This window comes from Lapillicoccus sp. (assembly GCF_039935575.1).
Taxonomy (GTDB): Bacteria; Actinomycetota; Actinomycetes; order Actinomycetales; family Dermatophilaceae; genus Lapillicoccus.
Window position 1 is genome coordinate 1 of the sequence record NZ_JBDTKA010000105.1, and the last position, 25762, is coordinate 25762.

General features: G+C 68.4%; 25 protein-coding genes and 1 riboswitch. Of the genes, 14 read left to right on the top strand and 11 right to left on the bottom strand.

Annotated elements, in window-relative coordinates:
* Both ABI385_RS12725 and ABI385_RS12730 read right to left on the bottom strand, forming a co-directional pair.
* A partial coding sequence (locus ABI385_RS12725; RefSeq protein ID WP_348104120.1) for a hypothetical protein occupies positions 1 to 694 on the bottom strand: 694 nt, incomplete at its 3' end.
* Between the two features lie 112 nt (positions 695 to 806).
* Complete coding sequence (locus tag ABI385_RS12730; RefSeq protein ID WP_348104121.1) at positions 807 to 2120, bottom strand: MFS transporter; 1314 nt, start codon at positions 2118 to 2120, stop codon at positions 807 to 809.
* Between the two features lie 224 nt (positions 2121 to 2344).
* Positions 2345 to 2410: riboswitch (Fluoride riboswitch) on the top strand.
* Between the two features lie 46 nt (positions 2411 to 2456).
* On the opposite strand from ABI385_RS12730, the gene ABI385_RS12735 reads away from it, so the two are divergent.
* The 9 genes from ABI385_RS12735 to ABI385_RS12775 all read left to right on the top strand — a co-directional run bounded on the left by ABI385_RS12735 (position 2457) and on the right by ABI385_RS12775 (position 13576).
* Positions 2457 to 3416, top strand: coding sequence for an NADH-quinone oxidoreductase subunit H (locus tag ABI385_RS12735; protein WP_348104122.1), 960 nt, complete (start codon positions 2457 to 2459; stop codon positions 3414 to 3416).
* The gene (locus tag ABI385_RS12740; protein ID WP_348104123.1) at positions 3416 to 4084 is read left to right on the top strand and encodes a hypothetical protein; all 669 of its coding nucleotides are present in this window, start codon (positions 3416 to 3418) and stop codon (positions 4082 to 4084) included. The genes ABI385_RS12735 and ABI385_RS12740 overlap by 1 nt, the downstream gene beginning before the upstream one ends.
* 5 nt (positions 4085 to 4089) lie before the next feature.
* Positions 4090 to 5553 (top strand): proton-conducting transporter membrane subunit, encoded by a 1464-nt coding sequence (locus tag ABI385_RS12745; protein WP_348104124.1) that lies wholly within the window; start codon positions 4090 to 4092, stop codon positions 5551 to 5553.
* Positions 5550 to 7088, top strand: a complete 1539-nt coding sequence (locus ABI385_RS12750) for an NADH-quinone oxidoreductase subunit C (RefSeq protein WP_348104125.1) — start codon at positions 5550 to 5552, stop codon at positions 7086 to 7088. The genes ABI385_RS12745 and ABI385_RS12750 overlap by 4 nt, the downstream gene beginning before the upstream one ends.
* Positions 7089 to 7907, top strand: a complete 819-nt coding sequence (locus ABI385_RS12755) for a hypothetical protein (protein ID WP_348104126.1) — start codon at positions 7089 to 7091, stop codon at positions 7905 to 7907. It abuts the gene before it with no gap.
* Complete coding sequence (locus ABI385_RS12760; RefSeq protein WP_348104127.1) at positions 7904 to 9952, top strand: proton-conducting transporter membrane subunit; 2049 nt, start codon at positions 7904 to 7906, stop codon at positions 9950 to 9952. Before ABI385_RS12755 ends, ABI385_RS12760 begins: the two co-directional genes overlap by 4 nt.
* A 289-nt stretch (positions 9953 to 10241) precedes the next feature.
* Positions 10242 to 11666, top strand: coding sequence for a MutS-related protein (locus ABI385_RS12765; protein ID WP_348104128.1), 1425 nt, complete (start codon positions 10242 to 10244; stop codon positions 11664 to 11666).
* Positions 11663 to 13159: a MutS-related protein gene (locus ABI385_RS12770; RefSeq protein ID WP_348104129.1), complete on the top strand. Its 1497-nt coding sequence runs from the start codon at positions 11663 to 11665 to the stop codon at positions 13157 to 13159. Before ABI385_RS12765 ends, ABI385_RS12770 begins: the two co-directional genes overlap by 4 nt.
* A 78-nt stretch (positions 13160 to 13237) precedes the next feature.
* Complete coding sequence (locus ABI385_RS12775) at positions 13238 to 13576, top strand: hypothetical protein (RefSeq protein WP_348104130.1); 339 nt, start codon at positions 13238 to 13240, stop codon at positions 13574 to 13576.
* 235 nt (positions 13577 to 13811) lie between these two features.
* Here the strand turns inward: ABI385_RS12775 and ABI385_RS12780 are convergent, their stop codons facing one another.
* From ABI385_RS12780 to ABI385_RS12800, 5 genes are all read right to left on the bottom strand, one after another.
* The gene (locus tag ABI385_RS12780; protein WP_348104131.1) at positions 13812 to 15596 is read right to left on the bottom strand and encodes a dynamin family protein; all 1785 of its coding nucleotides are present in this window, start codon (positions 15594 to 15596) and stop codon (positions 13812 to 13814) included.
* Positions 15597 to 15628: 32 nt separating this feature from the next.
* Entirely contained in the window at positions 15629 to 16897 is a 1269-nt protein-coding gene (gene eno / locus ABI385_RS12785) for a phosphopyruvate hydratase (protein ID WP_348104132.1), read from the bottom strand.
* A 64-nt stretch (positions 16898 to 16961) separates the two neighbouring features.
* Positions 16962 to 17333 (bottom strand): fluoride efflux transporter CrcB, encoded by a 372-nt coding sequence (gene crcB, locus ABI385_RS12790; protein ID WP_348104133.1) that lies wholly within the window; start codon positions 17331 to 17333, stop codon positions 16962 to 16964.
* Positions 17330 to 17689, bottom strand: coding sequence for a DUF190 domain-containing protein (locus ABI385_RS12795; protein ID WP_348104134.1), 360 nt, complete (start codon positions 17687 to 17689; stop codon positions 17330 to 17332). The genes crcB and ABI385_RS12795 overlap by 4 nt, the downstream gene beginning before the upstream one ends.
* Positions 17686 to 18270 (bottom strand): CrcB family protein, encoded by a 585-nt coding sequence (locus ABI385_RS12800; RefSeq protein WP_348104135.1) that lies wholly within the window; start codon positions 18268 to 18270, stop codon positions 17686 to 17688. Before ABI385_RS12800 ends, ABI385_RS12795 begins: the two co-directional genes overlap by 4 nt.
* Positions 18271 to 18954: 684 nt before the next feature.
* Here ABI385_RS12800 and ABI385_RS12805 point away from each other — a divergent pair.
* Both ABI385_RS12805 and aroQ read left to right on the top strand, forming a co-directional pair.
* Positions 18955 to 19278, top strand: a complete 324-nt coding sequence (locus tag ABI385_RS12805) for a universal stress protein (protein WP_348104136.1) — start codon at positions 18955 to 18957, stop codon at positions 19276 to 19278.
* A gap of 108 nt (positions 19279 to 19386) precedes the next feature.
* Positions 19387 to 19833, top strand: a complete 447-nt coding sequence (aroQ, locus tag ABI385_RS12810) for a type II 3-dehydroquinate dehydratase (RefSeq protein WP_348104137.1) — start codon at positions 19387 to 19389, stop codon at positions 19831 to 19833.
* A gap of 72 nt (positions 19834 to 19905) precedes the next feature.
* On the opposite strand, the gene ABI385_RS12815 is transcribed toward aroQ, so the two are convergent.
* Positions 19906 to 20445 carry a LytR C-terminal domain-containing protein gene (locus ABI385_RS12815; protein WP_348104138.1) on the bottom strand — a complete coding sequence of 180 codons (540 nt, stop codon included), beginning with the start codon at positions 20443 to 20445 and terminating at the stop codon, positions 19906 to 19908.
* A gap of 60 nt (positions 20446 to 20505) precedes the next feature.
* Positions 20506 to 20802 (bottom strand): type II toxin-antitoxin system VapB family antitoxin, encoded by a 297-nt coding sequence (locus tag ABI385_RS12820; RefSeq protein WP_348104139.1) that lies wholly within the window; start codon positions 20800 to 20802, stop codon positions 20506 to 20508.
* A gap of 40 nt (positions 20803 to 20842) precedes the next feature.
* Here ABI385_RS12820 and ABI385_RS12825 point away from each other — a divergent pair, with 40 nt between their 5' ends.
* The gene (locus ABI385_RS12825; RefSeq protein WP_348104140.1) at positions 20843 to 22594 is read left to right on the top strand and encodes a helicase HerA-like domain-containing protein; all 1752 of its coding nucleotides are present in this window, start codon (positions 20843 to 20845) and stop codon (positions 22592 to 22594) included.
* Positions 22595 to 22717: 123 nt separating this feature from the next.
* Here the strand turns inward: ABI385_RS12825 and ABI385_RS12830 are convergent, their stop codons facing one another.
* Together ABI385_RS12830 and ABI385_RS12835 are read right to left on the bottom strand one after the other, a co-directional pair.
* Positions 22718 to 23194 (bottom strand): DUF3253 domain-containing protein, encoded by a 477-nt coding sequence (locus tag ABI385_RS12830; RefSeq protein ID WP_348104141.1) that lies wholly within the window; start codon positions 23192 to 23194, stop codon positions 22718 to 22720.
* A 60-nt stretch (positions 23195 to 23254) separates the two neighbouring features.
* On the bottom strand, positions 23255 to 24076 hold the full coding sequence (locus tag ABI385_RS12835) for a helix-turn-helix transcriptional regulator (RefSeq protein ID WP_348104142.1): 822 nt from the start codon (positions 24074 to 24076) through the stop codon (positions 23255 to 23257).
* 106 nt (positions 24077 to 24182) lie between these two features.
* On the opposite strand from ABI385_RS12835, the gene ABI385_RS12840 reads away from it, so the two are divergent.
* Both ABI385_RS12840 and ABI385_RS12845 read left to right on the top strand, forming a co-directional pair.
* Positions 24183 to 24479, top strand: a complete 297-nt coding sequence (locus ABI385_RS12840; RefSeq protein WP_348104143.1) for a hypothetical protein — start codon at positions 24183 to 24185, stop codon at positions 24477 to 24479.
* A gap of 36 nt (positions 24480 to 24515) precedes the next feature.
* Positions 24516 to 25583 carry an ERCC4 domain-containing protein gene (locus ABI385_RS12845; protein ID WP_348104144.1) on the top strand — a complete coding sequence of 356 codons (1068 nt, stop codon included), beginning with the start codon at positions 24516 to 24518 and terminating at the stop codon, positions 25581 to 25583.
* The last annotated feature ends 179 nt before the right edge of the window (positions 25584 to 25762 follow it).

A 25762-nucleotide genomic window follows, 5' to 3' on the forward strand; every position in this document is an offset into this window, starting at 1 on the left:
GTACTCTCAGCGTTCGGATGACGTCCTGGACGGTTGCGGAGTCGATGGGGGCGCTGTCGATCAGGTGTGACCGACAGAGCCAGGCCTGGTGGGGTGACTCCAGCGCAGTGGTGTGCGGACCGCTCTCAGGATCGTCGCTGAGGCATCGAGGACAAGCCCGCGGTCGCCAGACGTGTTCGCTGTCGCGCAGCCACGCGGTGGTGAACTGCATCGAGTTGGCTTCGGCCGCCAACGCGGTCGTGTCCGAGCCCGCATAGCCGGCGCGGGTGAGCTCGGGGGCAGTTGCCGGACCGTTCACGGCATCGCAGATCCGGCAGCTGGCGGTCGGGCGCAGTTTTCGCTCCGGAGCAGGATCTCGGACGATCCGGTGGTGGGTGAGCCGGTCCACGACGGTGCTCAACAGATCCTCGTACAGGACGCAGACGTCGAAGGGTTGGTGGCCACCGCGCGGCCCGCTGCCGAACTGCCATAGCTCGATTTCGACGACCGCATAGGCCCAGGTATGCCGCGGGCACAGTCCGAAGGCAGCGCGTAGGTGCTGTCGGATGCCACCCTCCATGACGTCGCCGTGCACGAAGAACCACAGTTCGCGAACCTCGGCCGGGGTCAGCTCCCCACCGGGAAAGAATGGTCGGGACGACTCATCGCCACTGGTGATGGCCTGTGACGGAACGGGTTCGATGTTCGGTGGCATGGCTCTCCTCGACCTTGAGGAGCCATCAGTGCGAATCTCGACGGTTCAGGTCGTTGTCTGTCTGACCTTGGCGGGTTCCATCGCCGCACTGACTCTACCCCTCGGAAACCGGTCACGTCGATCGATCTGCAGGCTGTGGCCTGCGTCGAAGGAGGATGGAGGCGACAACGGAGGCGGCCATCCACGCCGCGGCGTACCCGAAGGCGACGCTCGCCGAGAACGCCGCCCACAGGAAGCCGGCAACCACGGTTGCGCCGAGATCACCGAACGACTGGACCAGCCCGAGCACCCCGAAGCCGTTGGCCCGCAACCGGTCTGGGAGCAACTGGGCTACGACGGTCGACTGCGCCGTCTCGGCGAAACCGATGCCGATCCCGGCCAGCAGGAACCCGGTCAGCAGCACCGGCCAGGCTGGCTGCTCCCAGGCGAACAGCAGGTAGCCGGCGACGTACACCGCGGCGCCTGCCGTGAACACCGTCCGAGGACCAATGCGGTCCATGATGGCACCGCCGGCGAGCGCTGAGAGGCTGGCTGCCGCATTGTGCGCGGCATACATGAGGATCGCCAACGAGGTGGCAGCGGTGAGGCTGCGTGGGTCGGGGCCGTCCGTGTGGAGTAGGTCGGTGGCGCGCAGGATCAGCAACGTCGTCGCCAGGTTGCCCAGCTCGAACAGGGCTGCGGGCGTGAGGGCTCGGACGATCCCAGCGGCGCGGAGGGCTCTGAGATTGAGGCTTAGGGTCTGGCGCCCCTGGGGTTCGAGGACGGTACGCCGGGCTTCTCTGGCGGCCAGGGTGATGCTGACGGCGGCGAGGACGCCGGGGACGATGGCGAGCAGGATCGTGTGCCGCACCCCGAGGACGGAGACCAGCACGATGGCCAGCAGTGGGCCGATGATCGCGCCGGCGTTGTCACCGGCGCGTTCCAGGCCGAAGGCGCGGCCGTATGCACCGGGCGGAGTCAGGCTGGTCAGCATGGTGTCGCGCGCCGGTGAGCGAATCCCTCGGGAGATCCAGGCGAGAGCGCGCAAAATGGCCACCTGCCAGACGGCCGTGGTCAGGCCGATCGCGGCGGTGGCGACCGCCGTACCGAGATAGCCACCGGACGCGAGCCGAGCGCGTCGCCGCGGGCTGCTCGCGAGCGGTCCGCCGGCCAGCTTACTGAGGCCCACGAGGGCGTCGGAGACTCCTTCGATGGCCCCGAGGGCAGCCGGCCCGGCGTGCAGCGTCGAGGTCAGGAAGGTGGGCAGCAGGCTGGTAACCAACTCGTGGCCGGAGTCACTGAACAGGGACGCGGCCCCGACGCCGGCGATGCCGGGAGACAGCCATCTCCCGTCGCCTGCGACGAGAGAGCCGTGGTCGAGGGCAGGGGTCTTGTCGGCCGACTGCGGGTGGGCTCGCTCGGGGCTCTCGGGGCTCTCGGGTGTCATGGTGTCCCTACCTGGCTCGGCTCGCAGGGGCGTTCCCGGCGGGCACTGCTGGTAGGGACTGTCGGCCACCAATGCTGAGTCGTGGCGGTTCTTTCCGGCGAGCCCCACCGCCGGTCAACGGCACGGACTATACCCAGTCCGCTGGCACACGTGCCACCATTGCCAGCCGGACTTGGCCCCCTCCATGTCTCTGCGATCTTGCGTCCTGCGGCCGGGTGGACCAGACTATGAGTGGCGATGAGGCTCGCCCTAACCGCGGACACGCTCCCGCTGATGGCCTCTACCTGTAGCACCTGGCGCGCCTAGCGCCAACGGACAGGTAGAGGAGACCAAAACGTGACGCTCTCGCTTCCTTTGGCGCTCATCCAGGTCCTGCAGGTCCTGACCACCCTCCTCGCGGCCCCGGGACTGAGCGGGTTCATCGCGAAGGTCGAGGCTCGTCTGCAAGGACGGCGCGGACCGCGAGTTCTGCAGCCGTACTTCGACCTGGCCAAGATGTTCCGCAAGGAAACGCTGGCCCCGGAGGGTGCGACGTGGGTCTTCCTCGCCGCTCCTGTCGTGGCCATGGCGTGCTACCTGACCGTCCCCATGCTGATCCCGGTCCTGACCGCCTACCCGCTGCCGTTGGGCTACATGGGCGACATCCTGGGAGGCGGCTTCATCCTCGCGTTGGCGAGCTTCCTCGTCGCCGTGGCCGCTGCCGAGACGGGCTCTCCATATGCGCAGCTCGGTTCCAGCCGGTCGAAGACGTTCGCGGCGATCACCGAGCCGGTGATCCTGTTCGTCGTGTTCGCGGTTGCCCTGATCACGGCGACCGACCTGCCGTATGCGCTCGCCGAGACAGTCCGTTCGGCCAGCCAGATCGTGCGGCCGGCCCACCTGCTGGCCAGCGGGGCGTTGTTCATGGTCATCCTCTACGAGACGAGCCGGATCCCGGTCGAGACGCATACCGGGACGAACGAGTTCGGCATGATCGAGACCGCTCGGGCCTTCGAGCACAGCGGACCCTTCTATGCGCTGCTCACCTGGGGGTCGGCGATGAAGCAGCTGATCCTCTACACCATCCTCATCAACGTGTTCGTCGCTCCGTGGGGCCTGGCCACGACCCAGCAGGTCGGCGCCGTCCTGCTTGCCATCGCGGCATTCTTGGGCAAGGCGTGCGTGGTGGGCGTCGTCGTCGCGGTGATCGACGACTCGTTCGCGAAGCTGCGGTTGTTCAAGATCACCGAGTTCGTAGCGGGCGCCTTCCTGCTCGCCGTCGTCGGTGTCTTCACCGTCTACCTGGGAGGTGGCTGATGCAGACCGCGCCGGACCTGTACGCCGCGAGCGCGAACACGTTGGCGGTGGCCATCCTGCTCGTGGAGTTCCTCATGCTGCGGGCCTCGTTGCTGCGGGCCCAGGTACGGCTGTACGCCACGCAGTCGTTCATCGTCGCGATTCTCGCGGTGGTGGTCGCGGCGACCCAGCACATCCCCGAGCTGTATGCGCTGGCTGCCCTGTCCTTGCTGCTCAAGGTCGTCGTCGTGCCGATGGTCGTGCTGCGGCTGCTACGTGACGCGGACGTGGAGATCGCCGGTACGGGCGTGATCGGCGTGGCGAGCGAGGTGCTTCTGGCGATGGTGGTCGGTGGAATCGGGTTCTTCGCCGTCGGGCGGCTTCCGCAGCTGGCCAGCCCGGTGCTACCGAGCGCCGCCCTGTCGTTGTCGGTGGCGGTCGTGCTCGTCTCGTTCGTGCTGATGATCGTGCGGACCGACGTCGTCTCGCAGGCGATCGGCTTCTTCTCCCTCGAGAACGGGGTGTCTTTGGCCAGCCTGGTCGTCGCGGCAGGTCTGCCACTCATCCTCGAAGTCGCCTTCCTGTTCGACCTGCTGGTGGCGGTGGTCGTCTTCGGCGTCCTGATGCGAATGCATCACGGGCGGGCCGACACGCTGTCCACGGCCGGGCTGAACCGGTTGAGGGGCTGAGGCCGGTGTCCGCCGTCCTGGTCGCCTTGATGCTGGTCCCGATCGGCGCCACGCTGGTTTCTGCTTTTGGGAGCATCCGCGCGGGTCGTACCTCCACCATCGTCGCCGGCGCGGTGTGCCTGGTGTTGGCGTTGGTGCTGGTGGGCCCGGCCGGGCAGTCGCCCGTGAAGGCGGCGTTCCTGCGCGTGGACGCGTTGTCGGTCGTGTTCCTCCTGGCGACGGCGTTCCTCTACCTGACCACGGCGGTCTACTGCGTCGGCTACTTCGCCGACGATCGGACCGCTGCCTCACGGCTTCATCTGCGCCGGTTCTATGTCGGGCTCAACGTCTTCACCTGGTCGATGCTGTGTGCGCCGCTGATGGATGGGTTGGCGCTGTTGTGGGTCGCCATCGAGATCACCACGGTCGTCTCGGCCCTGTTGGTGGCGATCGAGGACACCGACGGCGCGACGGAGGCCGCCTGGAAGTACGTCCTCATCGCCTCGTCGGGCCTCGGCATCGCTTTGCTGGCAACGGTGTTCATGTACTATGCCGGCGCCCAGCGGCTTGGTTCGAGCTTCGACCTGTCGTTCGAACCTCTGCTAGCCAGCTCAGCGCAGCTGCCGGACGGCCCGGTCAAGCTGGCCTTCGTCCTCGCGGTGCTCGGGTTCGGGACGAAGGTCGGTCTGGTTCCCGTGCATACCTGGCTTCCCGACGCGCACGCGGAAGCGCCGACTCCCGTCTCGGTACTACTCTCCGGGTCCCTGCTGGCGGTCAGCTTCTACGCCGTGATCCGCTACTACCAGATCGCGGTAGGGACACTGGGTGGTCGATTCCCGCAGACGGTCCTGCTCGTCTTCGGCGTGGCGTCACTGCTGCTGGCGTCGCTGTACCTGTGCGGACAGCGGGACGTCAAACGGCTACTGGCCTACTCGAGCGTGGAACACATGGGCATCCTCGCCATCGGTGTCAGCTTCGGCGCTCCGGTCGCGGCCTTCGGGGTCCTGCTGCACGTCCTCGCCCACGCCGCGGGCAAGGGTGGAGCGTTCATGGGCGCGGGCGTCTTCGTGCGTGCGTTCCGCACCAAGCAGCTGTCGAAGATCCGCAACGGGATGAGGGTGCTTCCGTGGTCGGCCCCGATGTTCCTGCTGCTGGTTTTCGGACTGTCCGGCTTTCCCCCGTCGGGCATCTTCCGCAGCGAGTTCCTCATCGTTGCTGGAGGACTCGGCGCGGACCACCACCTCGGAGCGGTCGTCCTCGTCGTGCTGGTCACGCTGGCGTTCGGCGGCCTGGCCATCGCGACCACCCGGATGGTGTCCGCGCCGGCCGGCGCTGGCCAGCAGCCGGAGGCTGGAGAGCCGAGCCGGTGGATGGTCGCGCCCGTCATCTTGTGCCTGCTGGTGCTGGTCGGCCTCGGTGTTCACCCGCCCGCTGCCCTGGACGACCTGCTCACCGTGGCCGCCGCTCAGATGAACGGGGCCTCCCGGTGACCCAGCTCCAGTCCGAAACCGGGGTGGCCGGCATCGACGCTCTCCGCGAGGTGGTCCTGAGTCGCTTTCGAGCCGGGGACCGGTTCGCCGGGTTGTTCGCGACCGCCGGCGAGGCGGACCGCGCCGACGCAGGAGGAGACGGGGACGTCGAGGTGACCCTCGTCGTGGCCACCGCGAGCACCGTGGGCGTCCAGCTCACGAGCACGCAGGTTGCCGATGCATACCCGTGCCTGACCGCTGACATCCCGGCCGCGTTCTGGTACGAACGGGTGCTGCACGACCTGTTCGGGATCGTTCCCCTCGGCCACCCCCGGCTCGACCCGTTGGTCCTGCCCCTGCCTGAGCGTCCCGAGGCCGACGGTGACTGGCAGGAACTGCCGCGACCCGGCTCGCCCAGCCACCCGGCTCGCCTGGTCCCGGACGAGCGAGCGGTGCCACGACATGTCTATGGGAAAGGGCTGTTCACCATCCCTCACGGTCCGGTCCGGTCCGGGGTCATGGAGTCCGTGGAATACCTCGTCGAGACGCCCGGGGAGGACATCCCGCACCTTCAGGTACGCATCTTCGCGAAGCACCGCGGCGTCGAACGCGCCTTCCAGGGGCGCACCGTCGACGACGGAGTGCTCTTGGCCGAGCGCGCCGAGGGAACCTCGAGCGTCGGGCACGCGCTGGCATACAGCCACGCCGTGGAGGCCTCTTCGGGTACAGACGTGCCGCACCCGGCGGCCCTCGTACGCGTCTTGCACGCCGAGCTGGAACGGATCGCCAACCACCTCGACGCGGCCGTCAAACTCGCCGACGCCGCAGGCTTGGCTGTGGCGGTCGCGCGCTTCGGCGTGCATAAGGAACACGTCATGAGACTGCGAAGCGCATTGTGCGGCAACAGGTTCGGGCGGGGCGTGGTCGTCCCCGGTGGCGTCACGTCCCTGCCCGAGCCGGTACCGGCCTTGTCGGAGCAGCTGGCCCGGCTGCGGCACGACATCCGCTCCGACGCCGATGCTCTGATGGGCACGTCCTCTTTCCTGGACCGGATCCGCACAACCGGGCCACTGCCTCCGGCCACGGCCCGGACCCACGGGGCTCTGGGGCCGGTGGCCCGCGGCAGCGGCTTCCACGACGACTGCCGGGTGATGCGCCCCTACGACGCCTACCCGGAGCTGAGCATGCTGCCCGCCCCGCAAGAGGAGGCCGGTGACGCCCAGGCGCGGACCCGGGTGCGCTGGCAAGAGGTCGACGAGTCGTTCCACCTCGTCGAGCAGGTCCTGCCTCGACTTCCCCAGCGCGCCGGGGCCACCGAGCTGCGGGTCCCGGTGGGCGAGCCGACCGGGCAGGGGGTCGGCTGGGCCGAGGCCGCGCAGGGAGAGGTGCTCTACGTAGTCGACCTGGCACGAGGGCGGATCACCCGCTGTTGGCCTCGGTCCGCCTCCTTCCACAACCTCAGCCTGTTCCACGAGGTGTTCGCTGGGGATGTCCTCACGGACTTCCCGTTCATCGAGGCCAGTTTCGGCCTGTCCATCGCCGGGGCGGTGCTGTAGATGCCCTGGGTCCTGCGTGGACTGCGCCACGGGGTGGCCACCACCGGGTGGCCCAAGTCCGCGGACCCCTACTTCGACTCCTGGACCGGTGTCGCGCAACCACGTCCCGACGCCGAACAACACGAGGGTGGGCCGGCCGACCAGCTCGAGGCGCTGTGTCCCAGCGGGGCGATCGGACACCGCGAGGGCTGGGTCGTCGTCGATGCGGGCGGCTGCATCGGCTGCGGACGTTGCATCGTCGAGCACCCAGACATCTTCGAGTGGCGTCGGGGCTCAGACCCGGCCCGGTTCCAGCGTGCTGCCCTCGTGGTCCCGGGCGGAGAGGGCGGGGAGAGCGGGGAGGGCGACGACCGCCAGCTCGAGGCGATCCGGGCCGACCTGGCCAGGCGCACGAGGACGTTCGGGCGGTCGGTCCACATCCGACACGTCGACGCCGGGTCCGACGGCGCCGAGGAGTGGGAGGTTGCGGCCCTGCTCAACCCCATCTACGACATCCACCGGCTGGGGCTGTTCTTCACAGCCAGCCCTCGCCACGCCGACATCTTGCTCGTCACCGGCATCGGAGCGACCGGCATGCGCGAGCCCCTGGCCCGCACCCTCGAGGCGATGCCCGAACCCGTCGTCGTCGTTGCCGTCGGAACGGACGCCTGTAGCGGAGGAATGTTCGCGGGGTCGTACGCCGGGTCCGACGGAGTGGACGACCTCGTCGACGTCGACGTCTGGGTGCCAGGCGCGCCCCCGTCACCCTTTGCGATCCTGCACGGACTGCTGCTCGCCCTGGACTGGCTGCCTGGACGCGTCACGGGGTTCGTGTCATGACGGCGGTCGCCGCGGCGTTGGGCCTGCTCGCTGCTGGCTTCCTCACCGACCTCGTGGCCCGCGGACGCTCCCGGCTCTGGCGGATGCTCCCCCTGGGTGCGGCCGGGACGGCCGCGGTCGTGCTCGCCGGAGCAGGCCTCGCCGCAGTCCGTGGCGAGACGACGTACGCCTCGCTGGGTTGGCTGTTCGGTCGACTGAGCACCGGAAGCGAGCTGGGGTTGGTTCTCGACCGGCTCGCTGGACTGTTCCTCCTGATCGTGTTCGCCGTTGCCGTCCCTGCGGTCGCGATCGTGGCGTCCTGGTCGTGGACAAAGCCGGTGATGCGCACGATGCCGGCCGCCGTATGCCTGCTGCTGAGCGCCTGCGCGGTGATCGTCCTGGCTCGGGACGTCTTCGTTCTTGTCTTCTCCTGGGAGATCCTGACCGTTTCGTTCTACTGGTTGACCAGCCCCGGGCAGCACAGAACGGACGGGCGGGCCAGTCTCACCGCGACGTTGGCGACAGTCACGTTCGGCAAGGTCAGCGGCGCGGCTCTCCTGCTGGGCATGCTGGTCCTGGTTCCCGCTGGCGGGTCGCTGACCTGGACCGGGCTGGGGACCAGCGCCGAAGGGGCGGTGAAGGCCAGCGCATACACGCTCCTCGTCGTCGCCTTCGCCGTCAAGGTCGGGCTGGTCCCGCTCCAGGTCTGGATGCCGCGGGGATACCAGGCGGCGCCCGGACCGGTGCGGGCCCTGATGGCCGGGGCTGCCGTCAACGTCGGCTTCTACGGACTGTGGCGCACGCTGCAGGTGCTCGGCGCGCCACCGCCGTGGCTCGCCGTGACCGTGCTGCTCGTAGGCGGCGTCACCGCGTTGCTCGGCATCGCCCACGCGAGCGTTCACACCCAGCTCACCGCAATGGTCGCCTACTCCTCGGTGGAGAACGCCGGACTCATCACCACCGCCTACGGAGTCGCGCTGATCGGGTCGGCCGTCGGTATGCCTCAGTTGATGGCTGCCGGGCTTCTCGCGGCCACCTTGCAGGTCGTCGCGCACGCGCTCGGAAAGACGCTGCTCTTCGCCAGCGCCGGTGTCATCGAGTCCCGACTCGACACCGACGACCTGGACCAGCTGCGGGGTGTGGCACGTCGGCTGCCGTGGAGCGGAACCGGGTTGGCGGTGGGAGCGCTGACGATGGCCGCGCTGCCGCCGACCGCCCTCTTCGTCTCGGAGTGGTTCATCCTGGAGACCCTCATGCAGCAGTTCCGACTCGGCCAGCTGCGGTATGCCCTGCCGATGGCGGCCGCCGGCGCCCTCGTCGCTCTCACGGCAGGTTTCGCCGGTGTCGCCTTCGCCCGGCTGGCCGCCTTCACCGCGCTCGGACACACCCCGCCGACGACCCGCACGGCCAGTGACGTGGGGTGGGTGGGTCGACTGGGTCTGCTCGTGCTGATTGCCGCGTGTCCGCTGCTCGCCGCCTTCACCCCCGCCGAGATCCACCTCATCGCAGATGGTTTGTCGGGCATCATCCCGAGTGAGGTGACGAACGCGGCCGTCGACTCCCCGTGGGTGCTCGGCCCGGTCTACCGCGGGTTCTCCGTCCTGTCACCCACCTGGCTGTCCATCGAGCTTCCGATCATGTGCCTTCTCGTTCTCGGGGCCGCGATGCTGCTCTCTCGGGGAAGGCTGCGGCGAGTGCGGCGGGTTCCGGTCTGGCGCTCGGCGACCGGCGGAGTCGACGGGGCCGACGAGTACACCCCGTTCGGCTACGCCAACCCGACCCGCAAGGTCCTGGCCAACATCCTGATGACCCGGACCGAGCTCCGGGAGGTCGAACGCGCCAGCGGCGGCCGGGTCGGCGACGAGGCAGCCGGGCCTGCCGGCACCCACCTCGGCTACACGTCAGACGTGGTCGAGGTCACCGAGACCTACCTCTACCGCCCGCTGCTGCGGCCCATGAGATGGGCCGTTCGCGCCGCGCTCCGGCTGCAGTCCGGGCGCCTGGACGCATACCTCTTCTACATGCTCATCGCCCTGGTCGCGGTGATCGCCGTGGCCGTTGCGTGACCGGCCTTCTCAGCGCAGCGGCCTCTAGAACCAGCCCGAGGAGTCCTATGATGGACATCATCTCCCGATGGCGATGGGGCCCGCCTCCAACCGCGACTACCGCTGACAGTCCCTGAAGCGCACTGGTGCGTGGAAGGAATGTCATGCCGTCATTTCTGCCTCGGGTCGACGATCGTCCGGTTCTGCCCGCAGTCATGAGCATTCTCTTCGCAGGCAACGCCCCGACCTGGCCCCACCGGCCCCGGCGGAGTGCCTGCGGGACCTCAACCTGGACCAGCTGTTCGCCTCCATGACGTCCGGTCGAGAGGAGTACGAGCTGTGGCCGTACTTCGCGACGCCGCTGCCGTCACCGGACGCCGTGCGCTACCGGCACGAGGTGCTGCTCGACCTGCGGGACCCCCAGATCGTGGCTGCGGTTCGGTCCTTCGCTGTCGAGATGCGTTTCGTCCGTGGTGGACTCGACAAGGCAAAGAAGTACCACTACGCCACGCAGCAACGGGATACGGTCCTGAGAGCGGCAACCGGGTACGTCGCGGCAGTGCGTGCCCTCAGCCACGCGCTGACGCCGGACCGGCCGAGCTCGAAAGCGCTGCGGTCTTTCGCTGAAACCCTGTCGCGCTATGTCGCGTCGGACCGCTTCGTGGGCCTGGCATCGCAGGCGGAAGACATCAGCAAGTCCTTGGCGGCGGTGACCTACCGGATGCACCTCGTCGGCGACCGCGTGCACGTCAGCCGGCAGGCGGCAGAGGAGAACTATGCCGCCGACGTGGTGAAGACGTTCGAACGGTTCCAGCAACGTCAGGTCGAGAGTCGCCTGACCCAGATCACGATGTACGACGAGATGAACCATGTCGAGGCCGCCATCGCCGATCTGGTGGCCCGACTGTACCCGGCAGAGTTCGCCGCGCTCGCGCAGTTCCGCGAGGACCACGGGCAGTTCGTGGAGGAGTTCCTGTCGGTCTTCGACCGAGAGGTGCAGTTCTACCTTTCCTGCCTCGACCTCGAGCAGCGGCTGAGCAGGCGTGGCCTGTCCATGTGCCTGCCGGAGATATCCGGCACGGATCGGGACATCTGGGCCGACACCGCATTCGACGTGGCCCTGGCCGACACTCTCGTCGACGACAAGAGACCGGTCGTCTGCAACGACTTCCGGCTGACCCGACCAGAACGCATCCTGGTGGTGACTGGCCCAAACCAGGGCGGCAAGACGACGTTCGCGCGGATGATCGGGCAGCTGACCTACCTCGCCGGACTGGGACTGCTCGTGCCGGGAACACGCGCACACGTGATGCTCTCGGACCGGGTCTTCACCCACTTCGAGCGGGGTGAGAACCTTCGGGACCTCACCGGGGGTCTCGAGGATGACCTCGTGCGCATCCGGGACATCCTGCGGGAGGCGAGCGAGCGCAGCCTCATCGTCATCAACGAGATCTTCACGTCGACGGCTCTCGAGGACGCGATCTTGCTGTCCACCAACGTCCTACAGAAGGTGCTGGCTTTGGACTGTGCCTGCGTCGTGGTCACGTTCCTGGACGAGCTGGCGGCACTGGACGAGGCCGTCGTCAGCATGGTCGCGCAGGTGGTGCCCGACGACCCGTCGACGCGGACCTTCAGGGTGGTCCGTCAACGTGCCGACGGCAACGCGTATGCGCAGGCGGTGGCACGCAAGTACGGACTGACGTACCCCCGGGTGACGGCGAGGCTGGCCCGATGAAGGTCCATCTCCTGCATGCAGCCGCCGACCCGGCAACCGCAGGGAAGCTGCCCAGCTCGAACGAGGCGTTGGTTCGCGACCTCGGCCTCGACACTCTTTTCGCGCGGATGGCCAAAGGGGACCAGTTCGTTCGCGACGTCGTGACCCGGACCATCCTGACGCCTCTGCTGTCGCCAGCCGACATCGAGTGGCGCCAGGCGGTCCTGCGAGACTGCCTGCGCCATCCGGAGGCCGCACGTGCGCTCTACGACCTTGCTGTCGACGGGGTCGCCAGCCCGAAGAAGGTTCGCGGCTGGCTCTTGGGGCGGTCCGTGTCGGCCATCCTCAGCCACTCGATAGAGACGCTCGAGGTGCTCGTCGGACCCCTTCGCACCGTTCGATGTTTCGCGGACGAGCACGTGGACACCTTCGGGTCCCAAGGTTTGACGGATCTTCTCGAAGCGGTCAGGCACGACCTGTCGGACGACTACTTCACCGTCCTGTCCGAGCACCTGGATCGGCTGCACTTCCCTACCGGCGTGGTCATCACTGCCGACCTCGGTAAAGGTGGCAAGGGCACCCACCTCGTCCTGCGCAAACCGACAAGTTTCAAGCGCTCCTGGCGGGACTTGCTCGGCCTGGGCCGACCCGGTGAGTACACCTACCGGGTGCCGGACCGTGACGAGGCCGGTTTCCAGGCCCTCTCGGATCTGCGGGACCGCGGGACCGTCCTGGTGGCTGACGCGCTGGCACAGTCCACGGACCACATCCTCAGCTTCTTCGAGCTGCTGCGTTGGGAGATGGCCTTCTACATCGGCGCTCTGAACCTCTACGAGGAGCTCGCCGCCCACGGTCTACCCGTGGCGTTCCCTCACGCGCGCCCGCCGGGCGGGCGCCAGCTGAACACGACCGGACTGTACGACGTGTGCCTCGGGTTACGTTCCGGCGCAACAGTAATAGGCAATGACCTCGACGCCGACGCCATGTCTCTGCTGATGATCACAGGCGTCAACCAGGGCGGCAAGTCGACGATGCTGCGCAGCATCGGCCTGGCCCAGGTGATGATGCAGAGCGGTTTGTTCGTCGCGGCGACCGCGTTCCGCGCCGACACCGCAGGCCGCGTGCATACTCACTTCGCCCGTGAGGAGGACGCGTCGATGCAGAGTGGAAAGCTCGACGAGGAGCTAGCCCGGATGAGCGAGATCGTCGACCAGGTCGAGCCTGGTGACCTGGTCCTGTTCAACGAGTCCTTCGCGTCTACCAACGAGCGCGAGGGCTCGCGAATCGCCCGCGGCATCGTCGACGGGCTCACCGAGGCAGACGTGCGGGTCGTTTACGTCACCCACATGTACGACCTGGCGCAGACGCTCGCCGCGCAGCATCGCCCGGACGCGCTGTTCCTGCGCCCAGAACGCCTCGAGGACGGCCGCCGGACGTTCAAGGTCCTACCCGGAGATCCCTTGCCGACGAGCTACGGACGCGATGTGTTCGAGAAGGTCTTCGGCTCGGCGTAGCCGAGCGACGTCGGGGAAATGCCGTGCAGAGCATCAGGACGACCGCTGAGGTGCCTTGGGCGGCGGGTCGTGGCCGGGATGACCGCCATCGTGATGTTGGAGCTCGGGGTACGCGGGCGTGACCTGACCACTTCCGACTCAACGAACGGCGACACCCTACGGCGCAACGGTTCGTGGTGTGTCACCAACCTCGAGCATGCCGACCGGGACGCTCTCGTCCGCGATCTACCTCGTAACTCACCTCAACGACGCTACCTGCGCCGCACCGGCAGCGGCCTACTGCGCGTCGACGCCGCCGCGATCAAGCGGGAGAACCATCCGGACGGGAAATGGCTGCTGTGCATCTGCGACCTCACCCTGACCCCTGACGACCTGGCCGTCGCGTACAAGCAGCTGCTCGGCGTCGAACGCGGCTGACGGGACATGAGAGGTTCCCTCGGCCTGACCCCCCCGCCCGCCACGGGCTGTAGTAACACGACCCGGCCCGCCTACAACACGCGTTTGCAGAGGTCAACGGCCCTTTTCGCCCAAACACGTGCTCGTTATCTGCGGAAGTCTGGCCTGCCGACCCTCTTCGTCCTCTTCGGTGGGGCGAGCGCCGCCGCCCTGTTCTGGTCCTGGCCATGGCGGACCGTATTGGAACGCAGACGCGTCAGCGGCCCGCCGCGTCCACACGTCGCGGTTCGTCGCATCGGTGCTGAAGCCGTTTGAGGGCGTCGACGCGTGCCGCGAGCTCCCGACCCAGCGAGCGCCGATTGTCGCCGGGCAGCCCGCTAGCGTCACGCGCCAGTTCCTCCGTGAGGTCGGACAGCCGGTCGAGGGTGTCGGCACACTGCTCCTCCAGAGCCCGCGACACCTCACGCGCCGCCTCTCGTAGCCGGTCCTGCAGATCGGCGCGCGCGCGACCAACCTGGCGGTCGACCATCGACACCGCCTCGACTCCGACCGACCGCCTGATCCGGGCGCGCCGATGGGCCGAAGTTGCCAGCCGGGACAACGTCCCGCGAAGTGGTGGGTCCCACCCCGTCGCCGGCGTGTAGTCATAGCGGAACCGTGTATTCACAGGCAGCTCGGCGACATCGGCGCGGGCACTGAGCGTGAGGTCGAGGACCCGTTCGACGGCATCGCTGGCCAGGCGCAGCTGGGCGTTGACGTCCGAGGCGCCCTCCGTGGCGATGGTGGCCAGGCCCGCCTCGAGGCGCTGCACCGTCGTCGCTCGCCACGCCTCGACGTGCCTAGTGATCATCGACGCGGCAGCGGCACGGGCTACCCGTTCGAGGTCGTCGACAGGCACCTGGTGGGCCTGCGAGGGCCACCAGTCCTCCAGGTCTCGCCCAGACCTGCGCGTGATCTCGCGGACAGCAGCCGCTGCTCGCCCGTCCAGGTCGCGTCGAAGCCGCTGTACTGAGCCGGCGCACCGGTCGGTGATCGCGCGACGTCGCGCGGAGACACAGGCGAGGACTCGTTGCAGCTCGATACCGACCCGAGCGTCGCCCTGATCGGCCAGTTCGACGGCGCGCAGCCGGACGCGGGCCTCGTCCAGCATCGAGGCGATCACTCGGCATACCTGCAAGCGGACGGCCAGCGCAGCGTCAGCGACGCTGCGCTCAGCGAGGTATGCCGCGAACGACTCAGCGAACGCGGCGAACCCGGGTTCGTCTCCCCCCCGCCGCGCGGAGCAGGCAGTGACCTGCACCGGATGGCGGGTCACCTCCGCGCATATCTGAGCGGTGAACCGGACGGCCTCGTCGACCTCCTCGTCGGTGAGGCGGTCGCTCTTGTTCAGCACGACGAACGTGCGCAGTGACATGGCGGAGATCCGCTCGAGCAGCTCGCGTTCGGCTTGCGAGATGGGCGGATCCACGGTGAGGACCAGGACCGCCGCGTCGAGGGTAGTGAAGGCCGCGTGCGCTTCGGCCGTGTTGTGGGCAAAGACGGACCCGGTGCCGGGGGTGTCGACGAGGTCGAGTGAGTACCGGTCGAGCAAGGGGCTGCGCACTCTAACCACGACCTCGGCCAACCGGCGGACGTTGTCGGGGTTCCCGCGCTCGGTGACGAGGTCCGGCAAGCCGGCCAACCCGACGCCGGTATGCGAGCCGTCCAAGCCGATCGCGACGGCCTCCTCCCGTTGGCCGCCCGGCGCGGCCGTCACCGTGGTGGCGACCGAGGTCAGGGGGGTGACCCCCGTGGGCAGCAGGTCGCGTCCGAGCAGCGCGTTGACCAGCGTGCTTTTGCCCCGTTTCGCCTCACCGACGACGAGGACGCGCAGCCGCAGGTCCGCGAGCCTCTGCCGGAGCCGGTCGAGCCTCAGGGCGTCGCTGTCCGACGCCAGGAGCCGGGCGTCCTGGAGCATCCCCATAGTCGGCTCGTTCGGGCGCCCGCCGGTGACTACGACCTCCCGGTCTCTAAGGTGCGCCGAAAACTCGCTCGCGGGCATTTCGGCTCCTTCCAGGTGATCCTCGGGGCGGGCTACCTCTCTGGACTCCCGAAGGGCAGGTCGGGTTCGTCGTGGGCGATTTCCATCAGCCTGTTGTACTTGGCCACCCGCTCACCGCGGGCGGGCGCGCCCGACTTGATCTGCCCGCACCCGGACCCGACAGAAAGGTCGGCGATGAACGTATCCTCGGTCTCGCCGGAACGGTGCGAGACCATCGCGGCGAAACCGATCTCGCGGCATACGGCGAGGGCTTCTAGGGTCTCGGTAACGGTCCCGATTTGGTTCGGTTTGATCAGTGCAGCGTTGGCGACGCCCCGGCCTGCAGCATCGCGGATGATGGTCGGGTCGGTGACGAAGATGTCGTCACCGACCAGCTGGACCTGCTCACCGAGCCGCCGCGTCAAGGCGACCCACCCCTCCCAGTCGTCCTCGGCAAGACCGTCTTCGAGACTCCAGATGGGGAAGCGGTCCACCAGGTCGGCGTAGTACTCGACCATCTCTGCCGAGCTGAGCACGTCGCCAACGACCGTGTAGTGCCCACCGTCGTAGAACCCGTTCGCTGCGGGGTCGAGAGCGATCGCGACGCCACGACGTCCGGTCTCGTAGCCGGCGTCCGCGATGGCTGACACGAGCGTTTCCAGGACCTCGTCTGGACGGGCCAGGTCAGGGGCGAAGCCCCCCTCGTCACCGAGGCCGGTGGCGTGACCAGCCGCCGCCAGACGGTGGCGCAACGTCGCGTAGACCTCGGCGCCAGCGCGGACCGCCTCGGCGACCGAGGGTGCGCCGAGCGGCGCGATCATGAACTCCTGGAAGTCGAGCCGGTTGGGAGCGTGGGCGCCCCCGTTGACAACGTTGAAGTGCGGGACCGGCAGTGCCGGCCGACCGCCATCGGGGGAAAGGAACGTCCACAGGGGTGTACCCGCCGCGTCCGCGAAGCCGCGCGCCGCGGCCATCGACACGCCGATGATCGCGTTGGCCCCCAGCGACGCCTTGTTCGGCGTCCCGTCGGCGGTGATGAGTCGCGCGTCGACCTCGGCAAGGTCCGCGAAGGACCGCCCGTTCAGCGCATCGGCGATAGGCCCCTCGACATTCGCCACCGCCTGGCTGGTCCCCGCCCCGCCATATCGCTGAGGGTCCTTGTCGCGCAGCTCCACGGCTTCGCCCGCGCCGGTCGACGCCCCCGACGGCACCCTGGCGTCTACGGTATGTCCGTCCCCGGTGGTCAGCCGAACCGCCAGCGTGGGGCGGCCTCGAGAGTCGAGGATCTCCAAGGCGCGGACGGTCTCGATGTGAAGGGTCACGGCTACTCCCTCGTCGACGCGGAAGGGGGGCTCACCGCTGGGTTGCGGGTTGCGAGAGCGGCGTTCACGTGACCAAGCCCGACGCGGCCCAGCCACCGAACGCGGCGACCAGCCCGACTGCGAGGCTCAGCCCCGCGCTGACCGAAGCCTCCGCGAAGGAACCCTCCTCGAAAAGCCTAACGGTTTCGAAGCCGAAGGTCGAGAAGGTCGTCAGTGAGCCACAGAATCCCGTGCCGACCAGAGCAAGCACCCAGGAGGGCATTGCAGAGGTGGCCGTGGCCCCCGCAATGAGCCCGAGCAGCGCCGAACCAACGACATTCACCGTGAACGTCCCCCACGGATAGACCGAGTCGTGCCGGGACTGAACGAACAGATCCGTGAGGTAACGCAACGGCGCACCGACGGCACCACCGACCAGAACCAGGAGAAGGGTCACGACGTGAGGTCCCCGTGGGGATCGTTCCGGCTGGCGTACTTGATGACCTCGACCTCATCGATCATGATCAGGCCTTCGGTGACGAGCTCGTCCAGCTGAGGCAAGAACGTTCGGATGTGTTCTTCGGTGTCGACGATGATGACCGACATGGGGAGGTCCTCGCTGAGGGACAGGATCCGGTTGGTGTGAATGTGGCTGGACTTGCCGTACCCCTCCATGCCTCGAAACACGCTGGCACCCGCGAGTCCGGTCATGTGGGCCCGATGCACAATCTCCGTATAGACCGGACGGTGATGCCACTGGTCAGACTCCTTGATCAGGATCGTGAGGCGGGTGGCCGGTCCGCGTTGCATCATTGTTCGCTCCTGTCGGTCGATCCGTGACGTTCGGTGTCGCTTTCCCGCTGTGATGCCATTCGACGCTGATGGCGGGACTGAACGAGACCGCGGGCAGCGCCTATGCCCAGCCACACCGCCGCCAACCCAAGCGCGAGCGTGCCGAACAGGTACAGCGAGGCTCCCCCCGCCCGTCCCGAGGTGAGCATGGTGCGGGTGTCGACCATGTAGGTGGAAAAGGTGGTGAAGCCTCCGAGGATCCCGACGCCGAGGAACGGTCGCACGTATCGCGTCGGCGGCCAGACGTCGACGACGAACACCATGAGGAACCCGAGCAGGAAACCGCCACACACGTTCACCGCAACGGTGGACGATGCGAACGTACCCACGTCGTGGGGCAGGAACTCGGCAACGCCGTAGCGGACAGCGCTGCCGAGAGCACCACCACCCGCGATGACAGCGAGGATGTCCCACCGGTCTCGCAAGGCGTTCCGGGTCCGATGTCCCAGGCCCGGCTGCTCGACTGGCAGGTCAGGGTCGATCGGCAGCGCCTCATCGAGCGGCTGCGGAGCGCTCGTGGCCCGCTCGTCGTCGTCGGACACCAGGGGGTCCTCCTCGGCGATGGCGGCGAACGAGTTCTGCGGCCCGCTCCGAAGACGCCGTGCAATACCGCGTCTGGCTGTCTTTGCCAGAGCTTGAAAGCTCGGCCAGCCCGCGACGCCCTGACTTAAGTAAGCTCCCACGCAACCTCCTACCCAAGGGTAGGGACTGTTGGCGATTCGTCGCGGTTATCGGCGAGCCCCACCGCCGTACTGCCCAACATACCGGGTCGCGGCGGTCCAGCTGATGGGAGAAGAATCTGGTGGCTCCCTCCGCGGGGTCGACGCCGAGCGCCTCCGCGATCAACCGTGCGCCGGCCCGCGGTGGTGACGTTGCCGTCCAAGCCGTCCAAGCCGTCCAAGTCGTCCAAGTCGTACAACGGCAAACACGGGGACGTGCCTCAGGGACGTCCGTGTCGAAAGCTGGGCACAGACATCGTGCAAGACCCGACTAGCCTGCAGGCTGGCGAATCGGGACCAGCCGGTGGAAGGAATCACGATGGTCAGCTCGGGGCGGTACATCGTGGTGGGGGTGACGGGCAAACAGCCGGAGGCGGTGCTACGGGAGGCGGCCCGCTTCGCCCGCCAGTTCGACGTGGTGCTGGTCTGCGCGAACGTGGACCCCGCCAGCAACGTGGTCTCCGAGCACCCGACGGCTCCGTCGAGTCCCGCCCGATCGACCCCGACTTGGTCGACTGGGCCACCGTCGTCTTTGACGCCGGGCTTGCTCTCCAGATCCGCGCGGTGGCCAGTGAGGAGCACGTCCAGGTGATATTCCGGGCGCTGGCTGGTGATGTAGGGCACGCCCTCGCCCGGCTGGCCGAGGTGCTGGACGCCCAGATGATCGTCGTGGGCAGCCGCCATGGCGGGTTCAAGACCGGCGTACACGACTTCTTCGGCGGATCCGTGGCCGTGCACCTGATACACCAGCAACCGCGTTCTGTTGTGGTCATCCCGCTGTCCCCGGTGCCCGCTGGTACAGCGCTCCCCTGGGAAGGCCACCACAGGTGAACATCGACGGCCCAGCGCTGTCCTGGTGAGTGGCCATCGCCGGCTGCTGCGAGGCGAAGGTGTAGAACAGGACGATCCCGCCACGGGGAGACGCCGAGGGGAGACGCCATGGGACGCCCGGTCATCGCGGTCCTCAACGGACCCAACCTCGACCTGCTCGGCCAGCGGGAACCCGCGATCTACGGCTCGGAAACGCTTGCCGACGTGGAGAAGCGATGTGCGGCGACCGCCGACACCCTCGGCTTCGACGTCGACTTCCGTCAGTCGAACCACGAGGGTGAGCTCGTCGAGATGCTGCACGAGCTGCGCACCACCGCCGGTGTCGTCGTCAACGCCGGCGCCTACACGCATACCTCCGTGGCCATCCGGGACGCCGTCGCGATGGTGACCGGACCGGTCGTCGAGGTGCACATCTCCAACGTGCACACCCGCGAGCCGTTCCGGCACCACTCGTACCTGTCGGACGTGGTCACGGGCGTGATCGTCGGCCTGGGGACCCAGGGTTATGAGCTGGCCATCTCTGCCATCGCGCGGCAGGTCTCAGAACCCGCCTGACCGCGAGTCACGTTGTGCCCGAGGTGAGTCGGAGCTGAGTCGGAGCTGAGTCGGAGCTGAGTCAGAGATGAGTCAGCAGGGGTTCGGTGGCGTCGCTGTCCCCGTCGCGACGACCGGCGTCAGGCCCTGGAACCCGGATCCGAGGACCAGGTCGACGGTGGCGTCGGGGCGCGCGTCGACCACCGGCGTCGCACCTGCCACGAGGGGGGCGACCAGGGCCGCCGCCGTCTGACCGGACTGACCGAACCGCAGCTCCGCGGTCCCCGGGACGTTCTTCTTCAGCGGGTCGTTCGCAACCTTGCCGACCACGAAGCCGCGGTCCTTGACCGACTTCGCGGTGTCCGAGGCCAGGCCCGCGCGGGTCGTGCTGTTGTAGACGTTCACCGTGATCTGTGACGGCGTCAGCACCGCCGCCTTGCCCGCGGTGGGGCCGACCGTGATGTCGCCCGTTGCGCAACCCGAGGCGGCAGCGGGGCTGCTCGGCCTTTTGAAGTAGGACGCCGCGTAGTAGAAGGCGCCGGCCAGCAAGAAGACGAGCACGACCAAGATGATCGCCGTACGCGTGTGGCGCCGTCGCCGCCGCGACGCTGCGGACTCGACCACCTGGCTCACCAGGAACCTCCCTGCCCTGTCGTGGAGTCATGCGGTGGCATGCCCGTCTCGTGTGGTCGCCTAGTCAAGCACGAGTACCCGGGCGTGGAGGGTCGGACGTTGCTGCAAGGCTGCTCGAAGTGCTCGGTGGAGGCCGTCTTCGAGGTAGAGATCGCCTTTCCATTCCACGACGTGGGCGAACAGGTCGCCGTAGAAGGTGGAGTCCTCGGACAGGAGCATCGCCAGGTCCAGGGTGCGCTTGGTCGTGACGAGCTCCTGGAGCCGCACCATGCGCGGCGGAACCTCGGACCAGTCGCGCGCCGTAACCCGGCCGTGGTCCGGGTAGGGGCGCGAGTCGCCGACGGCCTTGAAGATCACGGGCCGCAGTCTAGGTCGGCCTGGGTTTAGAGTTCCGGATGTGAGCGAGTCTTCCGCGACCCCAACGCCAGAACCGACGTCGACTCCGGCGCAGGTCGCCGCGATCACCACGGGTTATGGGTTCGACGCCCCGGCCTTGGTCTTCGGTGCTGCCGTCTTCGAGGACGTGGTCTACCCCGAGGCCAAAGTCCGCATTCCCTTGTCGGTGATAAACCGGCACGGGCTCGTGGCGGGCGCCACCGGCACGGGCAAGACCAAGACGTTGCAGCTGATGGCCGAGCAGCTGGCCGCCCAGGGCGTGCCGGTGTTCCTCGCCGACATCAAGGGCGACCTCAGCGGGATGGCGGTCGCCGGCGAACCGAACCCCAAGATCACCGAGCGGGTCGAGAGCCTCGGGCTCACCTGGTCACCGACGGCATACCAGGTGGAGCTGCTCTCCCTGGGTGGGCTCGGCACCGGCATACCGATCCGCACGTCCGTCACGTCGTTCGGGCCGACCTTGCTCAGCAAGGTGTTGGGGCTCAACGCCACTCAGGAGTCGAGCCTCGGGCTGGTCTTCCACTACGCCGACCAGCGCGGCCTGCTCCTCGACGACCTGAAGGACCTGCGCGAGGTCGTCCAGTACCTGACCTCCGACGAGGGCAAGGAGGAGCTCAAGGCGCTCGGCGGCCTGTCCGCGTCGACGGCGGGGGTGATCCTGCGCGAGCTGATCACCTTCTCCGCCCAGGGGGCCGATGTGTTCTTCGGGCTCCCCGAGTTCGACACGGCACACCTGCTGCGGACCACCGCCGACGGTAAAGGCATGGTGACCATGCTCGAGCTGCCGGCCGTCCAGGACCGGCCCGCGCTGTTCTCCACGTTCCTCATGTGGCTGCTCGCCGACCTCTACCACGACCTGCCCGAGGTCGGCGACGTCGAGAAGCCCAAGCTGGTCTTCTTCTTCGACGAGGCGCACCTGCTGTTCAACGGGGCCTCCAAGGAGTTCCTCCACTCGATCCAGCAGACCGTTCGGCTGATCCGGTCCAAGGGCGTGGGCATCTTCTTTGTCACCCAGTCGCCCAAGGACGTGCCCAGCGACGTGCTCGCCCAGCTCGGCAACCGGGTCCAGCACGCGCTACGGGCGTTCACGCCCGACGACGCCAAAGCCTTGCGCGCGGCGGTCTCGACCTACCCCACCAGCGACTACGACCTGAGCAAGGTGCTCACCTCGCTCGGCACCGGCGAGGCCGTCATCACCGTGCTCTCCGAGAAGGGCGCCCCGACCCCTGTCGCCTGGACCCGGATGCGGGCCCCGGAGACGCTGATGGCGCCCGCCCTGGAAGAGACCATGAAGGCGATCGTCGCCGCCTCGCCGCTGGCTGCGATGTATGCCACCACCGAAGACCGCGTGTCGGCCTACGAGACGCTCACCGCGGCCAACCAGGAGCAGGCGGCCGCGGCGGCCGCGGCGGTCGCTGCGGCAGCGCAGGCGAAGGCCGACGCTGCAGCCGACGCTGCCCAGTCCAAGGCGGACGCGGCAGCCGCGAAAGAGGCCGAGAAGGCGGCTGCCGAGGCAGCCAAGGCCCAAGCCATCGCCGATCGCGAGGCGGAGCGGGCCCGCGTCGTCGCCGAGAAGGAAGCGGAGCGCGTCCGGATCGCTGCCGAGAAGGAGGCGGCCAAGCAGGCCGCGCAGCCGACGGTGGTCGAGTCGATGCTCGGCAACTCGGCGGTCAAGTCCATGTTGCGTTCGGCCGGCACCTCGATCGGCCGCGAGATCACCCGCAGCATCTTCGGGACCGCGCGCCGGCGCTGAGCTCAACCGCGAGGAGGCCCGCCGAGCCGTCGAACGGGTGTTAGTCCCTAGATGCGGGCAGATTTCGGGCTTTGCGGCGACCAACACCCGTTTGGCAGCATGCACACGCGTGCTGTCGGCCGGCTAGGGCGGCCAGTTCGGTCCACGCCCGATGCGGATGGGTCCGTGCGCGTTCGAGGGGTCGACGTCGTCGCCCTTCTGGGTCGTCCTGACCACACCGGTGTCACGCAGTGCGGCTGCGACTCTGCGCGCGTCATCCATGACAGTGCGGAACCCCTCTCCCGCGACAACTCTCGACACGTCACTCGGGCAGATGGTCGACAACGGGTCGCGATGGCGGAGCAACGCCAGCATGCTCGCGGTCAGGCGTTCGTCGCGGCCGTCGGGGCTGGGGTCCTCCCACCAGGGCTCGCCGCGCTCACCCAACGCGACCTTGGCGTCCTGTACCCGCGCCCGTGCATCCGTGGCGTGGTCCCGAACGGCGCGACGTGCCGACATCAGCTCCGCCACCAGCTCGGCCCGGAGCCGGTCGGGAATACCTGGGTCGGTCGTCCTCCACCGTCGCCCGTCGACCACGAAGTAGTGCGGATCATCGGTCACTCCACCGACCCTATGAGGCCGGGGTCACGAGCGCCTGGCCACGGCCCCGGCTCCGATCCGTCAGGGATCCTCGCCCTCGTCGTCGGTGTCGCCCTCCTCGTCCCAGCCGGCGAAGTACGTGACGATCTGGATCTCAGGGTTGTCGGCCACCTCGAGGACGAGCTGCCGCAGCAGCACCTCGCGGTGGTCGGGGAGGCGGACCCGCTTCGCGCCGCTGTGGACCGCCGTGGTGTCGTCGCGCTCCCACCAGGTGCGCGCCTCGGGCGTGACGGCGAAGATCTCGTCGAGCAGGTCCATGAACGACGCATCGTGCCCGTACTGCGAGTAGGACTCGCGGAACAGCGCAACCTGGGTTCGCGCCTCGGTCTCCCAGTCGAGGTAGAGCTCACGCGCGTAGGGGTCGCAGAGGTAGAACCACAGCATGTTCTGCTCGCTGACCGGTCGGCGGTGCCAGTTGGTGAAGAGCAGCTCGGCCGCGCGGTTCCAGTGCAGGAGGTCCCACCGGGCACCCATGACATAGGTGGGGTTGGGGTCGAGCACCTCGGCCAGCTCGATCACCTCCTCGCCGACCTCCGTGATGATCGTCCGGGGGTGGCGGTGGCTGCCGGTGCGCAGGTCCTGCAGCAGCCGCAGGTCGCCGGAGGTGAGCTGCAACACCCGCCCGATGGAGTTGAGCACCTCAGCGGACGGCCGGACGTCGCGGCCGCGCTCGATGAACGTGTAGTAGGCGACCGAGATGTCGGCGAGCTCGGCCACCTCCTCGCGGCGTAGGCCCGGGTTGTCGTGCCCGCGTCGCCGGGCGATCCCTACCTGTTCGGGCTCCACGCGCATCCGCCGCTCCCGCAGGAAGTCGCCGAGGGAGGGGGTGCCCCGCGCAGTCATGGCGATAGTGTGCCAGCCAAAGACCGGGCAGCTCCGTCCCGTCGCCAGGCGGCTCCGTGAGGTTTGCGGGCATGCCTCTTCGGGCCCCACCGGTCAAGGGGGAACAGTGCGAATCGGCCCGATACCGGACCAGCTCGATGACGACCAGCTCGTCGTGCGCGCGATCCTGCAACGCTGGGACCCGATCGGCTCGATCAAGGTCGGCGGGCCGTTGGACGAGTACGACGACCTCATCGGGCCGATCCTCGCCGCGCTCGCCTCGGGCATCACCACCGACGACCTAGCCACGGAGCTGAGCCAGGTGATGCGGACGGCCTACGGGTTGGGCCGGCCGAAGACGGAATGTCTGGTGGTGGCTCGGGACCTCGTCAAGGCGGGCAGCAGGAGACGTGGAAGCCAGTAGGCACCGACGGAGAAAGGTGACCGGCATACTTGATCTGTGACCGACGTCGACCGGTTCGCATCTCCTGCGCCGGACGCGCGCGACATGCTCGTCGCGGCCAACCCGGACCCGAGCTCGAGACTGGGGTACCTGCTTCGGCTGCCGCTCGGTGGCGGAATGGTCTTCCGTACGTCCGGCACGTGGCCGCGCACCAAGGCGCTGTACTGCTACCCCGTGGACGTCGACGAATGGCCGGCCGAGCCGGAGATCGTCGAGCGGGCCCCGATCCGGTCATGCGTGCGCCGAGGCGCGGCGATCGACCTGATCCTGGAGCGGGGCCGGGAGAACAGGTCGCAGATCGTGTTCACGACCGCCCGGGGACGTGAGGCCGTCTTCTGGCAGTCACCACGCACCCGCAAGCAGGCCCGACCGAACGTCACCACCCCGACCGCTCGGGCCGCCGGCATCGCGTCGCTGCAGATCCTCGTCGACACCCGCGAGCAGTATGCGTACCGGTTCGCCACCCAGCAGGTGAGTACGGTCAAGTACGCCCTTCCCTGCGGCGACTACGGGATCACCGCCGACGACCGACTGGTCGCCGCCGTGGAACGCAAGTCGCTTGCGGACCTGGTCTCCAGCCTGATGAACGGGACGCTGCGCTATGCGGTTGGCGACCTCGCCGCACTGCCGCGGGCGGCGATCGTCGTCGAGGACCGGTACTCCCAGGTGTTCAAGCTCGACTGGGTCCGTCCCGCGATGGTCGCCGACGGGCTGGCCGAGCTGCAGGTCCGCTGGCCGGACGTGCCGATCGTGTTCTGCGAGACCCGGCCGCTCGCCGAGGAATGGACCTACCGATACCTGGCCGCCGCGCACGCATGGGCCGAGACCGAGCGGGCCGTCACGGACCGGATGGGTATCGCGCTGGCAGCGAAACAGGCGAAAGTCTCGCTCGCGACCCCTCTGCCGACCCCCCAGCCGACCGACCAGCCGACGGCGCAACCGACGACGGCCCCGCCGACCGCGCAGGTGCGTGCCTGGGCAAACGCTGCCGGAATCCTCGTGCCCGAACGTGGTCGCCTGCACGGCGACATCTGGCAGGCCTGGCGGCTCGCCCAGGGCCAGTAGCCGGGTCCCGCAGCGCGCTGCGGAGAACGCCCGGTTCGTCCCGGTTGTCGAGCGCCGGTGCAGCCCACCCGGTTAGGGCTCTCTCACGTCGTCGAACCCGGCAATGACCCTCTCCAGCAGCACAGCGAGCTGCCCGCGCTGCGCTGGGTCGAGCGCCTTGAGCACGTCGCCCTCGACGA